The organism is Bifidobacterium sp. FKU (assembly GCF_026016385.1).
Classification (GTDB): Bacteria; Actinomycetota; Actinomycetes; order Actinomycetales; family Bifidobacteriaceae; genus Bifidobacterium; species Bifidobacterium infantis.
In genome coordinates, this window is record NZ_CP092888.1 from 1,019,530 (window position 1) to 1,039,470 (window position 19,941).

A 19,941-nucleotide genomic window follows, 5' to 3' on the forward strand; every position below is an offset into this window, starting at 1 on the left:
GACCTGCCTTTGTAGGCCTTCACCTTGTGCGGCACGAAGATCGCGCATGTACAGCGATTTTCTATACCCTGCTGAATGCTCCCGTTGAGAGCATTTTATTTTTATTCGTGGAATTCGTTGGGGGAGTGGGAGCTATAGCCCTCGGGCTCGAGCTGGAAGGTGGTGTGGGGGATCGAGACCGGGAAGTGCTCGCGCAGGCAATCCTGCAGTTGGGTGAGGATTGTGGCGGCATCTTCCATGGTGAGGTCTTTGTCAACTACCACGTGGGCCATCAGAATCGGCATGCCGGTGGACACCGTGCTGGCGTGGAGGTCATGCACGGCAAGCACATGCGGCATGCTTTCCAGATGTTCGCGTACCTTATCGAGGTCAAGTCCATCCGGCGTTTCCTCCAGCAGCACCTTGACCGCGTTGTGCAGCAACTTGATGGCGCGCGGAATCATCATCAGTGCGATGACGGCACCGGCCACGGCGTCGAAGCCATTCCATCCGGTGGAGATCATTACCAGGGCAGAGGCCACCACGGCCACCGAGCCAAGTGCGTCATTCATCACCTCGAGGAACGCGGCCTTCATATTCATGTTGTCTTCGCGCTGCGAGGCAAGGATGAAAATCGAGATGATATTTGCGGCAAGACCCAGAATGCCCACGAACAGCAGCAAGCCGATATCGTCGATTTCCGCTTTGGAACCGCCGAACAGGCGCATGCCGGCCTCCACCAACGCATAGATGCCAACGACGAGCAGCACCACGGCACCTGCGGCAGCGGTGAGCACCTCAAGCCTGGCCCAGCCCCAAGTACGAGTGTTGTTGGGCTTGCGGCGCATCAGTATGGCGGTGATTGTGGATGCCACCAGCACGGACATGTCGGTGAGCATATGACCGGCATCCACCAGCAGGGCCAGTGAGCCGGTTAAAACGGCCGACACCACTTCGATGAGGAAGACCGAACCGGTGACGGTCAACGTGGCAATCAGCCTGCGCTGATGCGCGGCAGGGTCTACGGAGGTGGATGATGCGGGTGCATGGGTATGAGCCATATGTACTCCTTCGCTCTATCGAGTTGAAACCGCTTCTCAATACCATTTGCGATATGGTCTGAATACGACGAAACCCCGGCGCGAGGCCGGGGTTTCGTAAGCTGTGTGCGACTATAGCACGACCAGCGCGATTCAGCGCACGCTGATCAGCTGGTGGCGAACAGGCTACAATTTGCGCAGTACGGTGACCACCTTGCCCATAATCGTTGCATGTGTGCCGTCGATGGGCGAGTATGCGGGGTTGTGCGGCATCAGCCAGACATGGCCGTTTTCCTTGCGGAAGGTCTTCACCGTGGCCTCGTCATCCAGCAGAGCGGCGACGATATCTCCGTTGACGGCGGAATTCTGTTCTCGCACCACCACATAGTCGCCATCGCAGATAGCGGCATCCACCATGGAATCACCGTGGACTTCCAGCATGAACAGGGTGCCGGAGCCGGTCAGCCGTTCCGGCAGACGCATGACGTCGTCCACATGCTGTTCGGCGGTAATCGGCACACCGGCGGCAATACGGCCAACGAGCGGCACATCGTGTGATTCGGCAATGGCTTCGGCGGGGAATTGGTATATCTCCGCCACATTACTGGTGCTGGTTGCCTCTTCGCTGGCTTGGGAGGGCTTTTCGGCATTCGGGGCGGATCCTGCCACCACCTCGATGGCGCGACCCTTGTTCGCGTTCATGCGGATGAAGCCCTTGTCTTCCAAAACTTGTAGCTGATGCTTGACCGAAGATGGACTTTTGAGCCCGGCGGCATTTCCGATTTCCCGGAAAGAGGGAGCGAAGCCTTGTTCGTCGATATGCGTGCGAATGGCGTCCAACACTTTGCGCTGGCGGTCGGTTAGGGTGGACTCGTCCGGCTTCTGCTTGGGGGAGAAGGGAATGGTGCTCACGTCAGGGCTCCTTTCGTTATGCCACCAGCATAACGTGTTGTTCGCGTGAAATCAAACATCTGTTCGAGTTTCGACTTGACCGTGTCGAACATTTGTGCCATTATAAGAACAGTTGTTCGATAGAACATCTGTTCGAGAGAGGTGGTCGTGATGACTGGTTCAATGGTGATGGCCCCGGCCTGTAGCGCACGTGTAGCTATGCAGCATGCTGGAACGTCCCGCCGGAATGTGCGTGGGAGGATTATCGCAGTGATGGTCGCCTTGGCGCTTGCCTGGTGTGGTTTCGGCGCGTTTACCGCTCAGCAGGCCCAATCGGATACGGGGGCCACGCAGGTGACCAGTTATATCGTGCGGCCGGGGGATACGCTCTGGTCATATGCTTCGGCTATCACGCCTGCTGGTCATGATGTATCGGAAACGGTGGATGAACTGATTGCGTTGAACAATCTTGAGTCCGGATCATTGCAGGCCGGGCAGCGCATTATTGTTCCGGCTGAGTAGATGAAACCCGATCGGCATGGTTTTTCCGCCCGTACACGTTATTCTGGGGAGCATGCATTGTCCTTTTTGCCAGAACCCCGACACCAAAGTCATTGATACGCGCATTAGCGATGACGGTCATTCCATCCGTCGGCGTCGCGTATGCCCGAAATGCAACAAGCGTTTTACCACGGTGGAAACCAGTATGCTGCTGGTCACTAAACGTTCGGGTGGCGTGGAGCCATTCAGCAGAGACAAAGTGATTTCCGGCGTACGCAAAGCCTGCCAGGGGCGGCCGGTCAGAGAAGAGGATCTGAAGCTGCTGGGACAGAAAGTCGAAGAGGATCTTCGCTCCCGAGGCCTTGCCGAAGTCACCTCAGACGAAGTGGGCAAAGCCATCCTGAAACCGTTGCGTGACTTGGATGTGGTGGCGTACCTTCGATTCGCGAGTGTGTACCAGAACTTTGCAGGTCTGGAGGATTTCCAAAGCGCCATTGATGGTTTGCGTGAATAATATTCGAATGCCATGCACCGTGATATGCGAGTGATTCGCAAACCATGGTGCGCGCCAATCATGAAGCCCTGCACTTATGAAAGAGACCCGTCAACGACGGGTCTCTTTCATATCAATCGAGGATGAGCTGCGTCAGCTGATGACACGCATGCGAATGGTGCCCTCGATGCTGCGCAGTGCTTCAAGCGTGGCGGCGCTGGGCTTCTGAGCCACGTCGGTGACCACATAGCCAAGTTCGCCTTCGGTGGCCAGCGACTGGAAGGAAACGTTGATGTTCTCCTCGCCGAGCACACGATTGACATGAGCCAGCACACCAGGAAGATTGTCGTGCAGATGGGCGATACGGCACACACCCTCGCACTCACCGAGGTTGATCTGCGGTAGGTTCACGGACAAGGAGGTAGAACCCCTGAACCAGTAATCCTCAAGACGCTGAGAGACGAAATGGCCGATGGATTCCTGAGCTTCCAAAGTGGAGCCGCCAATATGAGGAGTCAGAATCATATTGTCTTCATTGGCCAGTGAGGTCTCGAACGGATCTCCGCTCTTCTTCGGTTCAACGGGGAACACGTCGACCGCCGCGCCAGACAGATGGCCGGAATCGAGGTGCTGCTTCAGAGCTCCCAGATCGGCGACGAAACCGCGCGAAAGGTTAATGAAAATCGCGTCCTGCTTCATGTGGGCGAATTGGTCTTCGCCGAAGAAGCCGGTGTTCGACTTGCGGCCATCCACGTGCAGGGTCACGGCATCGGACTGTTCCAGCAGTTCGTTGAGGGTGTCGCAACGGTGGGCGTTGCCCAGTGCCAGTTTCTCTTCAATGTCGTAGAACACCACGCGCATGCCGAGGGCCTCGGCCAGTACCGACAGCTGGGAGCCGATGTTGCCGTAGCCTATGATGCCGAGGGTCTTGCCGCGCACTTCATGCGAGCCGGAAGCGGACTTGTCCCACAGGCCATGCTTGATGTGATGCGTGTGTGCGGGAATGCGGCGCATCAAGCAGATGATGTCGCAAATCACCAATTCCACCACGGAACGGGTGTTGGAGTAGGGAGCGTTGAACACGGCGATACCACGCTTGCCGGCGTACTCCAGGTCGACCTGATTGGTGCCGATGCAGAAGCAGCCGATGGCGCTGAGCGTAGGACGCGCATCCAGCACGCGGGCTGTGACGTTGGTCTTGGAGCGTACGCCCACCAGGTCCACGCCATCCAGCGCGTCGATGAGCTCGTCCTCGCTCAAGGCGCCCTTCATGGTCTCGACTTCGAAACCGTGGTCACGCAACGACTTGGCCGCGTCGGGGTGAATGTTTTCCAATAACAGTGCTTTGGGCATGCTTCATACCTTAGATGTTCAGGGACTTCTCGTCTGTTTTTGTCCGAACTATAACCAGTTTCTGGGTCGGCCTGGTCATTGCCACGTACAGGTCCGAAGCGGCGACCGGGCGGCTCGGCGCGTCATCCTCGATGAGACCGGGCTCGACCACCACGACGGCATCGAACTCCAGACCCTTGACCGTTTCGGTGCCGCAGACGCTGATTTGCTCATCCCATTCGGGCTGCTCGATGAGCCTTGCGTATTCGGCCGGGTCAAGAATGGCGGCCAGTTTGCGGCGCACGGCGTCGCGCACCGGGGCGATGAGATCATCCGGACAGATGACGGCGATGCGGCCGGTGCCGTCTGCCGAAACGAATTGTTCGGCAAGCTGCGCCGCCTGCTCGGCCGTCGTTTCCAGCAAGGACGACATGTCGGGCACCACGTTGCGGGACACCGAATCGGGGATGGTGCGCACCGCATTGACCGTGGAGATATAGAGGCCTTCCTTCTCGGCGAAGCGTGAGGCAAGTTCGGAAACTTCCTGCGGATTACGGTAGTTGATGGTCAACTCGTTCAGATCCCAGTGGCTTTCGCCGAACAGGCGGTTCATCGATTTGCTCCAGCGTCGGGTGCCACCCAGCGCCGAAGTCTGCGCCACATCGCCCACGATGGTGAACGAGCGGGAGGGGCAACGGCGGATCAACATACGCCAGTCCATGGCGGTCAGTTCCTGCGCTTCATCGACCACGATGTGCCCGTAGGTCCATTCACGGTCGGCCGCGGCCCGCTGCGCGGTCAGCTCAGCGTCGTCCCCGTTCATCTGGTCGAGCAGCATCTGACTGGAGACGATGCCTCCACCCAGACCGGTCGCGGCCAGCGTGTCTTTGGCATACTGCTCTTCGGCGGCACGACGTGCGTCGGCGGCGGACTGGCGGGCCACCGCCTTGGGATCGGGGCCCAGCATATCCATCGCTTCGTCGAGCAGCGGAATATCGGAACGGGTCAGCGGGGAGCCCTTGGGGCGGGCAAGTGCCGCGATGTCGTTGTCGGTCAGCCAACCAGCCAGAGACTTCAGACGTTCGGGATGGGCGAACAGCTGATCGATGAGCCATGGGGCGGTCATCGGCAGCCAGCACAGGTTCAGGGTCTTGCGCACCTGCTCGTTCATACGCAGCAGCGACATTGCGCGGTTCAGCTCCGCCTGATCCGGCGTGTAATCAAGCTGTTCGGCATAACGGTTCTGCATGCTGGTCAGCATCGAACGGATAAAGGTCTCGCGGGCCTTGTTATGAGGTTGCCGGGTGCGCTTCGCGTCCGCCTGCGCCTGTTCGATATCAGTGGCCAGCATCGGTACCTGAATGCCGCTAATGGTTACTGTCGGCAGAGCAGCGGGAACACGCACGCGTGCGGCGATGGCATTGGCCACTACGGAGGTCATGCGTCGGTCGCCCTTGAGCTTGGCTGCATAAGGGGAGTCGACCGCCGTGGCGGTGATGCCGGGAATCAGATCGCTGATGGTGCGTGAGACCACGCCGGTCTCGCCCAAGGAGGGCAGCACCTGATCGATGTAGTGCAGGAACGCCGAGCTAGGGCCAACCACCAGCACGCCGGAACGTTCCAGCGTGCGCCGGTGCGTGTACAGCAGGTAGGCGGCGCGATGGAGCGCCACGGCCGTCTTGCCGGTGCCGGGGCCGCCCTGCACCACCACGGCGCGATTCATGTCGGAGCGGATGATGCGGTCCTGCTCGGCCTGAATGGTGGCCACGATATCGGTCATCTTGCCGGTGCGGCGTGAGCTCAACGAAGCCAGCAGCGCACCCTCGCCGGTCAATGTGCCGGCGGAAGACGCCTGGCCGACCTGGTCTGAATGCACGTCGAGCACCTCATCCTCAACGCCCACGACTTCGCGGAAACTCAAGGTGATATGCCTGCGCATCACGATGTCGCCGTGATTGGAGGGGGTCGCCTCATAGAAAGGACGTGCGGCTTCGGCACGCCAGTCGGTCAGAATCGGCTCATGGTCCGGGCTCGACAGGCCGATGCGGCCGATGTAATGACGGTCGCCGTTCTTGGCATCGAGGCGGCCAAACACCAGCCGATCCTCAACGCTGCGCAATTGCGTGAGGCGGTTTTCGTACATTGTGGCAAAGGAGTCTCGTTCGCTGCGTTGCGTGGGGGATCCGTGGGAGCCGGCGGCGCGTACGGTGTCCAGGCGTTGCCACATTTCGGCTCGCAGATCATCCAATCGTCCATAGGCGCGATCGACGGCCTGCTGCTCCTCATGCAGCTGGGAGGCGTAACTCGACATGCTGTTCTCTTCGTTCCATTTCCGTGGGGCAGAAAAACTTAAGGCATTCAAATTTACCGCACACCCCCTACGTCAGTGATGCGGACAACCCGGAATAGGTGAATTCAGCGTGAATTCACCATGCTGCTTGGTCGGTGGAGTGCGCAACGTGGATTGGATGTGCGGAGCGTCCATTCGTGCGACAGTCGTGGCCGACACGCGCAATCCATCGGTAATCGCCCTAAAAGGGTGAGCAAATCGTGCAGGAGTGGGGAGAAATGGGGAATCGTGGGGTAGAGTGGTGAACCAGTTGGCCGAAGTGTATCCCACGTAACGATGAAGGAGGTGGAGCCATGGTTGCCGATCAGCCGATTCGCGACGCTGATGCCAACGCACAAGGCTCCACCACTATGGCCGATCTCATGGCTGGTCTGCCGCCATTGCTTCTCGGCACATATACGCCGAAGATCGATGCCAAGGGCCGTATGGCGCTTCCGGCCAAATTCCGCTCCCAGCTGGGGCAGGGCCTGGTCATGGCCCGAGGCCAGGAACGGTGCGTGTACCTGCTGCCGTTCGATGAATTTCGACGCATCGCCTCGCAGATTCAGCGTGTGTCGGTGGGAAACAAAGCCGCCCGCGAATACCTGCGTGTGTTCCTTTCCGGTGCCGTCGACCAGCAGCCGGACAAGCAGGGCCGCGTACTGGTGCCGCAGATGCTGCGCGATTACGCCAATCTGGGTTCCGACGTCGTGGTGATCGGCGTTGGCACCCGTGCCGAACTGTGGAATAAGGACACGTGGGAGTCCTACCTCGCCGAGAAGGAAGAGGGATATTCCGACATTGCTGACGATGTGTTGCCGGAGGTGGAATTCTGATGGTTGATGTGGCGAATATTCATCTGCCGGTATTGCTTGACGATTGCGTGAACCTGATGGCGCCTGCCCTGGAACATGAGAACGCCGTCGCAGTGGATTGCACTTTGGGCCTTGCCGGCCATTCCATCGCCTTCCTCAAAACTGCGCCTCAGGCTCGGCTCATCGGCATTGACCGTGACAGCGAAGCGCTGGGGCTGGCCGCCGAACGCATGGAACGGGAGGGGCTCGCCGATCGATTCATCCCAGTGCATGCCGCCTTCGATCAGCTTGATCAGGTGTTGACGGACCGAGGCATAGAACGTGTGGACGCCGTATTCATGGATCTGGGATTATCCAGCCTGCAGATCGACGAAACCGATCGTGGCTTCTCCTATTCGCATGATGCGCCGCTGGATATGCGCATGGACGTCAGCCAGCCGTTGACGGCCGAACGGATTCTTGCCACCTATGATGCGGCGGAACTGGTCCGCATATTCAAGGAATACGGTGAAGAGCGTTTCTCGCGTCAGATCGCCCGCGCCATCGTGGCGCATCGAGACAAGGAGCCGTTTACCACCACCGCACAGCTCAACCGTCTGGTCGATGAAGTGGTGCCGCAAGCCCACCGCCCGGCGGGCAATCCCGCCAAACGCGTCTTCCAGGCGTTGCGCATTGAAGTCAACGGCGAATTGGACAAGCTCGCCTCCACATTGCCGCAAGCCGCGAACCGACTGCATGTCGGGGGACGACTGGTGGTGGAGTCCTATCATTCGCTCGAAGACAAAACCGTCAAATCGTTCATGGCGCAAGGGCTGCGAGTGGATGTTCCGGCTGGCCTGCCTGTCATACCGCCGGATGCCCAACCGTTTTTCACGGATCTCACGCGAGGTGCCATCAAGGCCGGCGAACATGAAATCGCAGCCAACCCGAGATCGGCTTCGGTGCGGTTGCGGGCGGTGGAAGTCAGCCGTGATATTCCGTCACGATGGAGGAAACGCTTTACGCAAACCGCGCAGGGCCTGAATGACATCAAGATACAAGGCTCCGCGTCTCCGGGCAGAGCCAAAAACACAGCACGAATTCGTACAAGGAGGGGATAACGGCATATGGCAACCGCACGTAACATTCGGTCGAACGCGGCTCCGGCCTCGAACCGGCCGCACACCAAGCATCAGTCCTCCTCCCGACCTGAGCTGCGGGTGGTCTCCAACCCGCGTGGAGACGAGCGGGGCAATGTCGTCGGACGGGTCATCGAATGGACCAGAACAAGAAGCGCACCGCTGGTGCACGTGGCCATCGCAGTGATCTTCCTCGTCGGCACCTTGTTCGGCGCGCTGATGCTGCGTACCCAGATGGTGCAGAACTCGTTTGAGGCGGCACAAATCGAAACCAATATCAACAGACTTACCCAAGATATCGAAGACGATCAGGCCAAACTCGATCAATTAGTCGCGAACCTGCCCGACAAGGCCAGCGACATGGGCATGGTCCCGCAGCAGGGATCAGTGTCCATCGACTTAAGCGGATACCAGTCCAACAAAGGCGGAACCCAGTGAACACCATTCGTCGCATCGTAGAGTTCGCCAAGGTCAAGACCTTCGCGTTCAAATGCATTGCCATCGGCGCCGCATTGGCGTTGGTGGCGTCGGCATGCGTGATTCAGCTGGCCTCCACCCAGCTCATCGGTGGCCGTCAAACCGCACAAGCGGCCACGGCTAACCGCACCCTGACCGTGACGTTGAGCGCCAAGCGTGGGCGTATCCTCGACGCCAACGGCTCCGTGCTCGCTCAAAGCGTGGAGCGTTATACTATCGTCGCCAATCCGGAGGCTGCACAGGAGTTCGAGCCGATTACTTGCAATGACAACACCCGTGATTACTGCCACGAAATTGACGGCAAACCCGTGGGCGCTACCGGAGCGTCGGCCGTGGGCCGACTGCTGGCCAAAGTCTTGGATATGAACGCCATGGAACTGGGAGCTGATCTGTCCGGTACCGGGCAGTATGTGATTCTGAAGAAAGACGTGACCCCACAGGTCAAGCGCAGCATCGAGGCGTTGCACCTGGGCGGTATTGTCTGGGGTGAGCTGAGCAGTGAACGACTGTATGCGGATGGCGATCTCATGGGCGCGCTGCTTGGCGGCGTGAACGACAACGGCGATGGCGTCGCCGGCATCGAGCAGGTCGAGAACAAGACGCTTACCGGAACCGATGGCCATGAAACCTACCAGCGTGGTAATGGCGGCGAAGAGATTCCCGGCACCATGACCGAATCGGTGGCGGCCAAAAATGGCGACGATGTCACCCTGACCATTGACCGTGATGTGCAATGGTATGTCAAAAAGGCCTTGAAGGAGGCCGAGTCCAAGTATGGTGCAGCATGGGCGATCGCCGTGGTGCAGGATGTCCAGAGCGGGGAGATTCTCGCACTGGCCGATAGCGATGAAGTACAGGCTGGTACCGATGCGGCGAAGATGAGCCCGTCTCGGGCCGTGTCCGAAACCTTCGAGCCTGGTTCGGTGGGCAAGGTCATCTCCATGTCCGGCTATCTGCAGACGGGACTGCATAAGATGAGCGATCAATTGTCGGTCCCGGACCACATCACACAGAAGGGCCAGACCTACAAGGACTCATTCGACCACGGCACTGAGCGCTGGACGCTCGCCGGCATTCTGCAGAACTCATCGAACGTCGGCATGATTATGGCCGGAGAGAACTATCCGGATGAGCAACGCTACGAGTACCTGACCAAATTCGGTATCGGACAACCGACCGGACTGAACCTGCCCGGTGAATCGAGCGGTCTGCTCACCAGCCCTTCGGCATGGGATCTGCGTACGCGCAACACCATCCTGTTTGGTCAGGGCTACACCGTCAACGCCCTGCAGCTCAACAACGTGGTGGCCACCATCGCGAACAAGGGCGTCAAGCAGCAGCAGTCGATCATCAGATCAACCACCGATGCCAATGGCAAGACCACTGAGACCAAGAAGGGCGAAGCCACCCGCGTGGTGGATGAAAAGGTCGCATCGGACATGATGAATGCGATGGAATCAGTGGCGGAGAGCTACAACAAGTTCGTCAAGGTCGATGGTTACCGCATGGCCGCCAAGTCCGGTACCGCAGAGGTGCAGGGTTCGGATGGCGCGCTCTCGTCCATTATCTCCGATTATTCCGTGGTGATTCCCGCGGACAACCCGCGCTATGCGGTTACCGTGGTGCTGAAGGATCCGAATGGTGTGTTCGGCGGTCTGACGGCCGGCCCTGTTTCCGCACAGATTTGTGAGTTCCTTATGCAGAAATACGAGGTGCCTGTCTCCAGTCCACGAAAAAATGCTATTCCAGTCACGTGGTAAGGATCAGGGGAGAAAGGCGATAGCCCATGAGTGCAGTGAGCGAATCCATCGCCCAGCGGGTGACCTTGGGAATGCTGGTCGAACGGTACGGTTTTGAAGTCGATCCACCCTTCGCCACCAATGTCACCATTACCTCACTCAGCGATGCCGTGGATACCGTTATTCCCGGCTCGCTGTTCATCTGCACGCATGAGCAGGAACCCGATGTACTGCATGCCGCACAGGCAGGTGCCTATGCGGCGTTGCTGCCACGCGCGTCCAAAGGGCAGATCGCCAATGCCGATATACCGTTGCTCTACGGCGATTTCGACGATCGCGTACTCGGCGATCTGGCCAGCGGCCTGGCCGGCGGACCATCCAACGCCATGGCGGTGTTCGCGGTGACCGGTGCGGATGAGCAGGCCGTCGACGCAGGCGTGTCCCAGCTCTCCGAATTCCTGCACATGCTGGGCAATCCGGTGGCGGTAATCACCGCATCCGGTTCCACGTCGATGACACGTACCATGAACCTGGACTATCCTCTGGGCATCCTCGATATGCAGCGCGCGCTGTCCGTGTGCGCCGAAGACGGTGTGGCGGCCGTGATCATCGCCATGGATGACCGCACATTGGCCGAGCATGCGTTGGAATCGGTGAACGTGGATGTGCTGGGCACGGAAGATGTCAACGCAAGCGCAAGCTTGGACGAATTGAAGACACGCTACGCATTCGTTGCGGAACATGACATGTCCATGACCTCGTCGACACCCGAATCGGATGAAATGGCTGCGGATTCACCGGCCATGTACGACCGCGTCCGACTCGGGCACATGTCCTTGGCCATCGCCATGGTACTGGCCGCCGGCGTGAGGAAAAACAACATACGCAGTGCCCTGCATGTGGCCAATAATCTCAATTAAGTCCGTGGATGCGGGACGAAGCGTAATCGTAAAGGAGTTTGAAACACCATGGTTCCGATGAGCGTGGAGGAGATCGCCGAGGCCGTCGATGGTCGATTGATCGGCGACGCCGATTCCGAGTCTCGAGCCACCAATACGGTCAGTGACTCGCGGCAGGCCGGCCCAGGATCGGTGTTTGTGGCCATCCGAGGCGAGCGTGTCGATGGGCATGACTTTGTGGCGAAAACCGCTGAACAGGGAGCCACGGTGGCCATCGTCGACCATGAGGTGGAGTCCGATGGCCTGCCGCAGATCGTAGTGAAAGACACGGTCGACGCCCTTGGCGAGCTCGCCCGACACAACATCGTTCGCCGCCGCGAGCTGGACGGCGACTTCGACATCATCGGATTGACCGGTTCGGTGGGCAAGACCACCACCAAGGATCTGCTCTCCTCTCTGCTTGCCACCGTAGGCCCGACCGTGGCTCCGGTGGGATCGTTCAACAATGAGATCGGCCTGCCGCTCACTGCGTTGCGGGTCGATGAGCACACCCGGTTCTTCGTGGCTGAGATGGGTGCCAGCCATATCGGCGAAATCGCGCGACTGACCCGTATCGCACCGCCGAACACGGCAATCGTATTGAAGGTCGGCGTCGCTCACCTTGGAGAATTCGGCTCCCGCGAACGCATCGCACAGGCAAAAAGCGAAATCGTGCAGGGACTGCTTCCCGGAGGCACCGCGGTACTGAACGCCGATGACGGACACGTGGTTCCCATGGCCGGCTTGGCCAGCGGCGATGTGCTGTGGTTCGGCTTGGGATCGTCGCAGGAGCCCGAGGTGCGGGCCATTGATGTCACTGCCGACCAGTCCGATCATGCTGAATTCACGTTGGTCGATGCGGACGGCAACCATACGCCGGTGCATCTGGGCATTCCTGGACGTCACAACGTGATGAACGCGTTGGCCGCCGCAACCGTGGCGATGCGTTACGGTATGGCACCCGAAACGGTGGCGCGGATTCTGGCCTCGCAGCACACCATCAGCCCTCATCGCATGGCATTGTCCACGGTGAATCGCGAGGGGACTTCCTTCACACTGATCGATGATTCCTTTAATGCCAATCCCGACTCCATGAAAGCCGGCCTGAACGGGTTGAAGGCTTGGAACTCAAATGACGGCAAGGATCCGTTCCGCGTGGCGCTGCTGGGTGCCATGCTGGAACTCGGCGCCGATGAGACGGCATTGCACACCTCTATCGGCACGTATGCGGCCGAATTGGGCATCGACGCGATCATCGCGGTCGGTTCCGCCCAAGACCAACATCTCGATGCACTGGCACAGGCTCTGGCGGACGGTGCCCGTCAGAGCCAATCCGCGTCGGTGGATTGCGTACACGACATCGATGCGGCCGAACAGCTGGTCATCGACTTGGCGCGCAACCATTCCGACGCTGTGGTACTGCTCAAGGGATCGCACGCGTCAGGCCTGAGCGCTTTGGCTGAACGCTGGGCAAAGAACTGACCCGATAACCACCCCAAGAAACCGACAAGAAAGAGAAGCTGCACGTGATTGCTCTGATCATTGGAATGCTGGTGTCGCTCATCGTCACCCTGGTCGGCACCCCGCTGCTGATTCGGCTGGTCCACAAGCTGCACTATGGCCAGTACATCCGCCAGGATGGGCCGCAGTCGCATCTGGTCAAGCGCGGCACCCCCACGTTGGGCGGCGTGGTCATCAACTTCGCGATTCTGCTCGGTTGGGCATCCTCCGCACTGTACCGATACCTGCGTTCGGACGACGTGCCCTCCTGGTCCGCGGTGCTCGTACTGTTCGCCATGCTGTCGATGGGTCTGCTGGGCTTTATCGACGACTTCGCCAAGGTGCGTAAGAAGCAGAACGAAGGCCTATCGGTGACCGGCAAGTTCATCGGCCAGTTCATCTTCGCCACCATCTACGCGGTACTTGCGCTGCTGATTCCCACCAAATCGGGATTCCCCAGTGCGCAGGCGGGCATCAGCTTCATCGAACGGCCGTTCTTCAACTTCGACTTCGCCGGCCGTGCCGTAACCATCATCCTGTTCGTCATCTGGGTGAACTTCCTGATGACCGCATGGACCAACGCAGTGAATCTGACGGATGGGCTTGACGGTCTGGCGGCAGGTTCGTCGATGATCGCCTTCACCGGTTTTGGCATCATCGCATTCTGGGAAAGCTACCACATCAAGGGCGGCAGCCATGGCGGCTATTCCTATGCCGTGTCCGATCCTCTCGATCTGACCGTCATCGCCGTATGCGCGGCCGTCGCCTGCTTCGGCTTCCTGTGGTACAACTCGAACCCCGCATCGATTTTCATGGGTGATACCGGGTCCCTGGCCTTGGGCGGCCTGTTCGCAGCCCTGTCCATCGCCACGCACACCGAATTCCTGGCGGTGGTTCTGGGTGGACTGTACGTCATGGAAGCCATGAGCGACGTCATCCAGGTCGGGTACTTCAAGATGACCCACAAACGTGTATTCAAGATGGCACCGATCCACCATCATTTCGAACTGAAGGGTTGGACCGAAACCAAGGTGGTGGTGCGGTTCTGGATGATCGAACTCATCTTCGTGCTGCTCGCCCTGACGATTTTCTACGGCGACTGGGTCACCCGCTCCGGCCTGCTGTTCAGCTAGCGGAAATCTGGGTGGGATTATGCTCACCCACGGAATTCCTATATCAGGAGGAACAATGCAAGTAGCGGATAAGACAGTGGTGATCGCCGGACTGGGTGTGTCCGGCACCTCGTTGGCGGAGGTATTGAGGGAACGCGGCGCCCACGTGATTGGCGTCGACGAGAGGAAGCCCGAGGCCGGTCTCCGCTCCTTTGATGACGTGGACTGGGACCACGTGGACTACGTCATGTCGTCCCCGGTGTTCAACCCCCGCACCCCATTTGTGCTGGAAGCCCAACGCCGTGGCATCCCCGTGATGAGCGAGGTGGAATTCGCATGGCAACTGCGTGTGAATAACGAGCGCACCGGTACTCCGGCTCCATGGATCGGCATCACCGGCACCAACGGCAAAACCTCCACCACCGAGATGACCTCGGAAATGCTCACCGCCTGCGGACTCGACGCGCCGACCGCCGGCAATATCGCCTCCGGAGACATGAGCATGAGCCTGTCTCGTTGCGCCACCAATCCTCAGCACGACGTACTGTGCGTGGAACTGAGCTCCTTCCAATTGCACTTCACCGATTCGCTGGCACTTGACTGCGCGGCGATCACCAATATCGCCGACGATCACCTCGACTGGCATGGCGGGCGCGAGAATTACGCCGCCGACAAATCCAAGGTGTTCCACAACGCCAAACACGCCATCGTCTACAATGCGCAGGACGCCAAAGTCAGCGAACTGGCGGCCGAGGCCCAAACCGCCGAAGGATGCCGCAAGGTGGGATTCACGCTCGAGGCCCCCCAGGCCGGTCAGATCGGCATTGAAGATGGCTGGATCGTGGACAGGAGCGGCGTGGCCGGCGGTGCAGTGGGGGAGCCGGTCAGACTGGCCGCCATCACCGATTTCACGCATCTGGCAGAGCCGGACGGCTCACTGTACCCGCATCTGGTGGCCGATGCATTGACGGCATTGGCGTTGGTGCTGGGACTTGGCGCTGATCGAGATACCGCGTTGAAGGCGCTTACCTCGTTCAAGCCGGGCGGCCATCGCATCGAAACCGTGGCTGAGGCCGCAGTCGAGGGCGGCTCCGTTCGTTTCGTGGACGATTCCAAAGCCACCAACGGCCATGCGGCACGCGCCTCGCTGTCCAGCTTCCCGGCCAAGTCTGTGATCTGGATTGCCGGAGGTCTGGCCAAGGGCAGTCGATTCGAGGACCTGGTCAAGGACCAGGCACATACCATCAAAGCGGCCGTCATCATCGGCAAAGACCAGCAGCCGATGATCGAAGCGTTTGCCAGCCAAGCTCCGGACATCCCGGTGACCATCATCGATCCCGAAGACAACGATACCGTCATGGATCGTGCCGTCGAAGCCTGCGGCACGTATGCCGCCGCCGGCGACATTGTGCTTATGGCTCCGGCCTGCGCCTCCATGGACCAGTTCAAGTCCTATGCGGATCGAGGCAATCGATTCGCCGCCGCAGCCAAGACGTGGAGCGAGGTGCATGGCCTCCACTGATATCCATAAGCGTAAGGCATACAGAGCCCCTGACAAGCCCGCACTCGAAATCACCGACTACACGGGTTGGCGAAGCTTGCTCAACCCGCTATGGTGCTACCACGGATTCCGCATGGCCGTGGTGGGGCTGACATGCTTCGGCCTGATCATGGTGTTCTCCAGCTCCACGGTCACCATGGCCGCACTGGGCAAGTCGCCGTTCCTTCAGCTTCTGAACCAGGGCGCGTTTTGCCTGATCGGCTTGGTGCTGGGCTTCGTGGCATTGACGATGCCGGTGACGTTCTGGAAACGGACCGGCGTGTTCTTTGTGGTGGGTGCCTGTCTGTTGCAGGCGCTGACCTTTACTCCGCTGGGTCTCGACGTCTACGGCAACAAAGGTTGGCTGAACCTCGGCTTCACCACTATCCAGCCGGCCGAATTCATGAAGTTCGCGATATGCATATGGCTGCCCTCATCGTTGCATGCCTGCAGCAAGATGTACCACAAGAAGGGAATCAAAGCATATGCCGCGCCGTTGGTGTTGTATGCGATAGGCGTGGCGCTGGTGATAGGCGGCAAGGACCTCGGCACGGCCATGATTCTGGTCTTCATCGGAGGCGTGGCCTTCCTGATCGTCGGATTCCCCAGTAAATGGATGGGAGTCGGCGTATTGGGCGCGGTGGTTATGGTCGGTGCATTGGCGGTTTCCAGCCCGAACCGCATGCGTCGTATTCTGGCCACATATGGCGATTGCTCGGCCGCTGACGCGCAGAGCGTATGCTACCAGTCCATTCACGCCAAGTACGCCATCGCCTCCGGAGGCTTTCTGGGATTGGGCATCGGCAATTCGCGTGAGAAATGGAATTACCTGCCGGCCGCCCATAACGATTTCATTTTCGCGATCATCGGCGAGGAGACCGGATTCGTCGGTTGCGCCATCGTATTGCTGTTCTTCGCGATTCTCGCCTGGTGCATGATCGTCATCGCATTGCAGGTCACCGATCGTTATGTTGCCATGGTGCTGATGTGCGTCACCATTTGGATCGTGGGCCAGGCCATGGTCAACATCGGCGTGGTCGTGGGTGTGTTCCCGGTATTGGGCGTGCCTATGCCGTTCGTCTCCGCAGGTGGCTCATCAATGATCATGTGCTTGACGGCGGCCGGACTGGTTGTGGGACTTATGCGTTCTCAACCGCAGATAAAACAGTCGCGTCAGAGCGCGTAAGTAGACTCGGTAATCATGAATCAAGGCACACCACATATCGTTCTTGCTGGCGGCGGTACCGCCGGACATGTCAATCCGCTGCTCGCGGTCGCCGGGGCGATTCGCGACATCGAACCCACGGCACAGGTCACCGTCATCGGCACTGCGGTGGGTTTGGAGAAGGATTTGGTGCCTGAGGCCGGCTACGAGCTCGACACCATCGAAAAAGTGCCGTTCCCGCGTCGCCCTGACCTGTACATGCTTCGCTTCCCGGCAAAATGGAAGCGAGAAACCGCCAAGGTGCGCTCCATTCTTGAAACGCGGCATGCGGATGTCGTAGCCGGATTCGGCGGGTATGCTTCCGCCCCCGTCTACGCCACCGCACACAAGATGGGCATTCCGATTGCCATCCATGAGCAGAATGCGCGTGCCGGCATGGCCAATAAACTGGGCGCTCGTTGGGCCGATTTCATCGGTACCGTGTACGAAGGCACCGGTCTCAAACCGCGTGCCGGAGCCGACGTCGAGCGTGTCGGTCTGCCGTTGCGCCCGACCATCGCCTCCCTGACCAAACGCATCGGTGACGATCGTGCCGCCGTACGCCGTGAATCGGCCGCGCAGCTTGGCGTCGATCCGAACCGTCCGCTGGTGCTGGTCACTGGCGGATCGCTGGGAGCGCAAAGCCTGAACCGCGCCATCGCCTCCTCCGCCGCAGACCTGTTGGCCCACGCACAAATCATCCACTTGACCGGGCGAGGCAAAATCAGCGAAGTACGCGAACTGGTCACGGCCTCGGCCGGCGCGGACGTGCTTACCGGCATCGGCCCCGAATCGGCCGGACAAGGTGACTACCATACCGCCGAATATCTGGAACGAATCGATCTGGCCTTCGCCTGTGCCGACTTGGTGATTTGCCGCGCCGGAGCCGGATCGGTATCCGAGCTGGCTGCACTGGGTCTGCCGGCCATTTACGTGCCGCTGCCAATCGGCAACGGCGAGCAGCGTTTCAATGCCGAGCCAGTGGTGAACGCCGGCGGCGGCCTTCTGGTCGCAGACAAGGACCTGACCCCGCAGTGGGTGCATGAACATGTGCCCGATCTGCTCGCCGATCACGAACGACTTGCCGAATTCGGCCGCAAGGCATGGGAATACGGCATCAGAAACGCTGCCGAGATCATGGCCCGGCACGTTCTGCAATTAGCCGAACCATCCAAATAGTATTCAGATATCATCCCGTGCGCGATACGGGCCAATCCCGTCCCGCAACACGAGATACGGTCATAATATAGGGTGCTGGAATCCCCAAAGGAGTTTTGAATTGTCTCAAGATCAGCCCATCGTGCTTGACCCCACGTATGCCTCATTCGATGCTGCGGCCCGCCCCGCGGATCTCGGCGCCACCCATTTCATCGGTATCGGCGGTGCCGGTATGAGCGTTCTGGCCGAAATGCTGCACGCCGAAGGAGTCGCGGTGGACGGCTCCGATCGCGCACACAGCGCCAAAACCGACCGACTTGAAACGCTGGGCATCACCGTTGAGTTCGGGCAGCGAGCCGAAAATGTCGCCCAGGCCGAGACCGTGGTCTACTCCAGCGCCATCAAACCGGACAATCCGGAAATCGTCGCAGCGCACGCGGCGGGCAAGCGCATTGTGCATCGCAGTGACATCCTCGCCCTGCTCATGAACGGCAAACGAGCCGTCACCGTGGCCGGAGCGCACGGCAAAACCACCACCAGCTCCATGCTGTCCCACATTCTGGTGAACGCCGGTGCCGATCCAAGCTACGCCATCGGCGGCTTTATCCAAGGCCCGGACGGCACCACGCTGGACGGCGGACACGCGGGCAAAGGCGATATCCTGGTGGCCGAAGCCGATGAATCGGACGGCAGCTTCGCCAAATATCATCCGACCATCGCCATTATCACCAACTGTGAAGCCGATCATCTCGACCATTACGGCGACGAAGCCCACTACCGTGCCGCGTTCGTTGCCCACGCCGGCCGGGCCACCGGTCACGTGATCATCAGCATCGACGACCCCGACGGACTTGCCGTGCTGGAGGCCATGCCCGCCGACGTGAAATCCCATACCGTTGCCTACGGCACTACCGCGCGTGAATCCCTGCCCGATTTGGGCGGTGCCGCGTATGTCTGGATCGCTTCGGAAAGTGAGACCGCAGGCAGCGGCGTCGAACAGCTCACCCTGCATCTGCCGGCCGCGGTGACGGCGGGGGAGCCGGTGTCTCAGAGCGTTGCCCTGAAGGTTCCTGGCGTGCACAATGCGCGCAATGCGGCCGCCGCCATCAGCGCTGCCGTGCTGCTGGGCGTGAGCCCCGCAGACGCGGCCAAGGCGGCCGGCGCATTCCTCGGTGCGGCACGCCGTTTCCAGGTGCGCGGCACGGTCAAGCAGGTCACTGTAGTGGACGATTACGCCCACCATCCCACCGAAATCGCGGCCCTGCTGGATGCGGCCCGACGCCGGTACCCCGATTCGACCATTCGTGTGATCTTCCAGCCACACCTGTTCTCCCGCACCAAGTTCTTCGCGCACCAGTTCGCCGAATCCTTGGCCAAAGCCGATGACGTCATTATCACCGGCATCTTCCCGGCCCGTGAAAAGCAGACCGATTTCCCGGACATCAGCCCCTCCACCATCGTGGACGCGGCTGAGGGACTCAAGGACGCTTCCGCAGGCACGTGGATTCAGCCGGTCGAGGATATGTGCCTGGCCGCCAAGATGATGGCCATGCGCGCCCACCACGGCGACGTGATCTTCACCGTGGGCGCGGGCGACATCACCGACATGGATCAGGTGCTGCTCACCGCACTTGAGGCCCATCGGGAAAGCTGCGAGTGATGTCCGGGCGCACGGTCAGATCCGGGGGCAATGACAACGGCTCACGTCGTTCGTCCGGAAGTCCCCGCAAGCCGCGCACCATCGGTTCACGCGGAAACACGGGTCACTCGTCGAA

Annotated in this window: 17 protein-coding genes; 13 read left to right on the forward strand and 4 right to left on the reverse strand. The window is 59.9% G+C overall.

Annotated elements, in window-relative coordinates:
• Nucleotides 1-101: 101 nt before the first annotated feature.
• Nucleotides 102-1,040 (reverse strand): cation diffusion facilitator family transporter, encoded by a 939-nt coding sequence (locus MMB48_RS04490; RefSeq protein ID WP_012577216.1) that lies wholly within the window; start codon nt 1,038-1,040, stop codon nt 102-104.
• A 165-nt stretch (nt 1,041-1,205) separates the two neighbouring features.
• The gene (gene lexA / locus MMB48_RS04495) at nt 1,206-1,931 is read right to left on the reverse strand and encodes a transcriptional repressor LexA (RefSeq protein WP_007052535.1); all 726 of its coding nucleotides are present in this window, start codon (nt 1,929-1,931) and stop codon (nt 1,206-1,208) included.
• A gap of 150 nt (nt 1,932-2,081) precedes the next feature.
• Between lexA and MMB48_RS04500 the strand changes: the two genes are divergently transcribed.
• Complete coding sequence (locus MMB48_RS04500; RefSeq protein WP_032744288.1) at nt 2,082-2,432, forward strand: LysM peptidoglycan-binding domain-containing protein; 351 nt, start codon at nt 2,082-2,084, stop codon at nt 2,430-2,432.
• A 16-nt stretch (nt 2,433-2,448) separates the two neighbouring features.
• Nucleotides 2,449-2,925: a transcriptional regulator NrdR gene (gene nrdR, locus MMB48_RS04505; RefSeq protein ID WP_012577219.1), complete on the forward strand. Its 477-nt coding sequence runs from the start codon at nt 2,449-2,451 to the stop codon at nt 2,923-2,925.
• A gap of 132 nt (nt 2,926-3,057) precedes the next feature.
• Here the strand turns inward: nrdR and serA are convergent, their stop codons facing one another.
• Both serA and MMB48_RS04515 read right to left on the reverse strand, forming a co-directional pair.
• Nucleotides 3,058-4,257 (reverse strand): phosphoglycerate dehydrogenase, encoded by a 1,200-nt coding sequence (gene serA, locus MMB48_RS04510; protein ID WP_012577220.1) that lies wholly within the window; start codon nt 4,255-4,257, stop codon nt 3,058-3,060.
• 10 nt (nt 4,258-4,267) lie between these two features.
• Entirely contained in the window at nt 4,268-6,547 is a 2,280-nt protein-coding gene (locus MMB48_RS04515; RefSeq protein ID WP_032744289.1) for a HelD family protein, read from the reverse strand.
• A 332-nt stretch (nt 6,548-6,879) separates the two neighbouring features.
• Between MMB48_RS04515 and mraZ the strand changes: the two genes are divergently transcribed.
• The 11 genes from mraZ (at nt 6,880) to murC (ending at nt 19,826) form a co-directional block, all read left to right on the forward strand.
• Complete coding sequence (mraZ, locus tag MMB48_RS04520; protein ID WP_012577222.1) at nt 6,880-7,401, forward strand: division/cell wall cluster transcriptional repressor MraZ; 522 nt, start codon at nt 6,880-6,882, stop codon at nt 7,399-7,401.
• The gene (gene rsmH / locus MMB48_RS04525) at nt 7,401-8,480 is read left to right on the forward strand and encodes a 16S rRNA (cytosine(1402)-N(4))-methyltransferase RsmH (protein WP_032744290.1); all 1,080 of its coding nucleotides are present in this window, start codon (nt 7,401-7,403) and stop codon (nt 8,478-8,480) included. Before mraZ ends, rsmH begins: the two co-directional genes overlap by 1 nt.
• A gap of 6 nt (nt 8,481-8,486) precedes the next feature.
• Entirely contained in the window at nt 8,487-8,936 is a 450-nt protein-coding gene (locus MMB48_RS04530) for a hypothetical protein (protein WP_012577224.1), read from the forward strand.
• Entirely contained in the window at nt 8,933-10,735 is a 1,803-nt protein-coding gene (locus MMB48_RS04535) for a peptidoglycan D,D-transpeptidase FtsI family protein (RefSeq protein ID WP_032744291.1), read from the forward strand. Before MMB48_RS04530 ends, MMB48_RS04535 begins: the two co-directional genes overlap by 4 nt.
• A 26-nt stretch (nt 10,736-10,761) precedes the next feature.
• Nucleotides 10,762-11,634, forward strand: coding sequence for a hypothetical protein (locus MMB48_RS04540; protein ID WP_032744292.1), 873 nt, complete (start codon nt 10,762-10,764; stop codon nt 11,632-11,634).
• A gap of 48 nt (nt 11,635-11,682) precedes the next feature.
• Nucleotides 11,683-13,134 carry a UDP-N-acetylmuramoyl-tripeptide--D-alanyl-D-alanine ligase gene (locus MMB48_RS04545; protein ID WP_032744294.1) on the forward strand — a complete coding sequence of 484 codons (1,452 nt, stop codon included), beginning with the start codon at nt 11,683-11,685 and terminating at the stop codon, nt 13,132-13,134.
• Nucleotides 13,135-13,178: 44 nt separating this feature from the next.
• Nucleotides 13,179-14,285, forward strand: a complete 1,107-nt coding sequence (mraY, locus tag MMB48_RS04550) for a phospho-N-acetylmuramoyl-pentapeptide-transferase (protein ID WP_032744295.1) — start codon at nt 13,179-13,181, stop codon at nt 14,283-14,285.
• A 55-nt stretch (nt 14,286-14,340) separates the two neighbouring features.
• The gene (gene murD / locus MMB48_RS04555) at nt 14,341-15,786 is read left to right on the forward strand and encodes a UDP-N-acetylmuramoyl-L-alanine--D-glutamate ligase (protein ID WP_032744296.1); all 1,446 of its coding nucleotides are present in this window, start codon (nt 14,341-14,343) and stop codon (nt 15,784-15,786) included.
• Nucleotides 15,773-16,990 carry a putative lipid II flippase FtsW gene (gene ftsW, locus MMB48_RS04560; protein WP_032744298.1) on the forward strand — a complete coding sequence of 406 codons (1,218 nt, stop codon included), beginning with the start codon at nt 15,773-15,775 and terminating at the stop codon, nt 16,988-16,990. Before murD ends, ftsW begins: the two co-directional genes overlap by 14 nt.
• A 15-nt stretch (nt 16,991-17,005) precedes the next feature.
• Nucleotides 17,006-18,187 (forward strand): UDP-N-acetylglucosamine--N-acetylmuramyl-(pentapeptide) pyrophosphoryl-undecaprenol N-acetylglucosamine transferase, encoded by a 1,182-nt coding sequence (locus tag MMB48_RS04565; RefSeq protein ID WP_032744300.1) that lies wholly within the window; start codon nt 17,006-17,008, stop codon nt 18,185-18,187.
• A 100-nt stretch (nt 18,188-18,287) separates the two neighbouring features.
• Entirely contained in the window at nt 18,288-19,826 is a 1,539-nt protein-coding gene (gene murC, locus MMB48_RS04570) for a UDP-N-acetylmuramate--L-alanine ligase (protein WP_032744301.1), read from the forward strand.
• Nucleotides 19,827-19,941 lie beyond the last annotated feature (115 nt).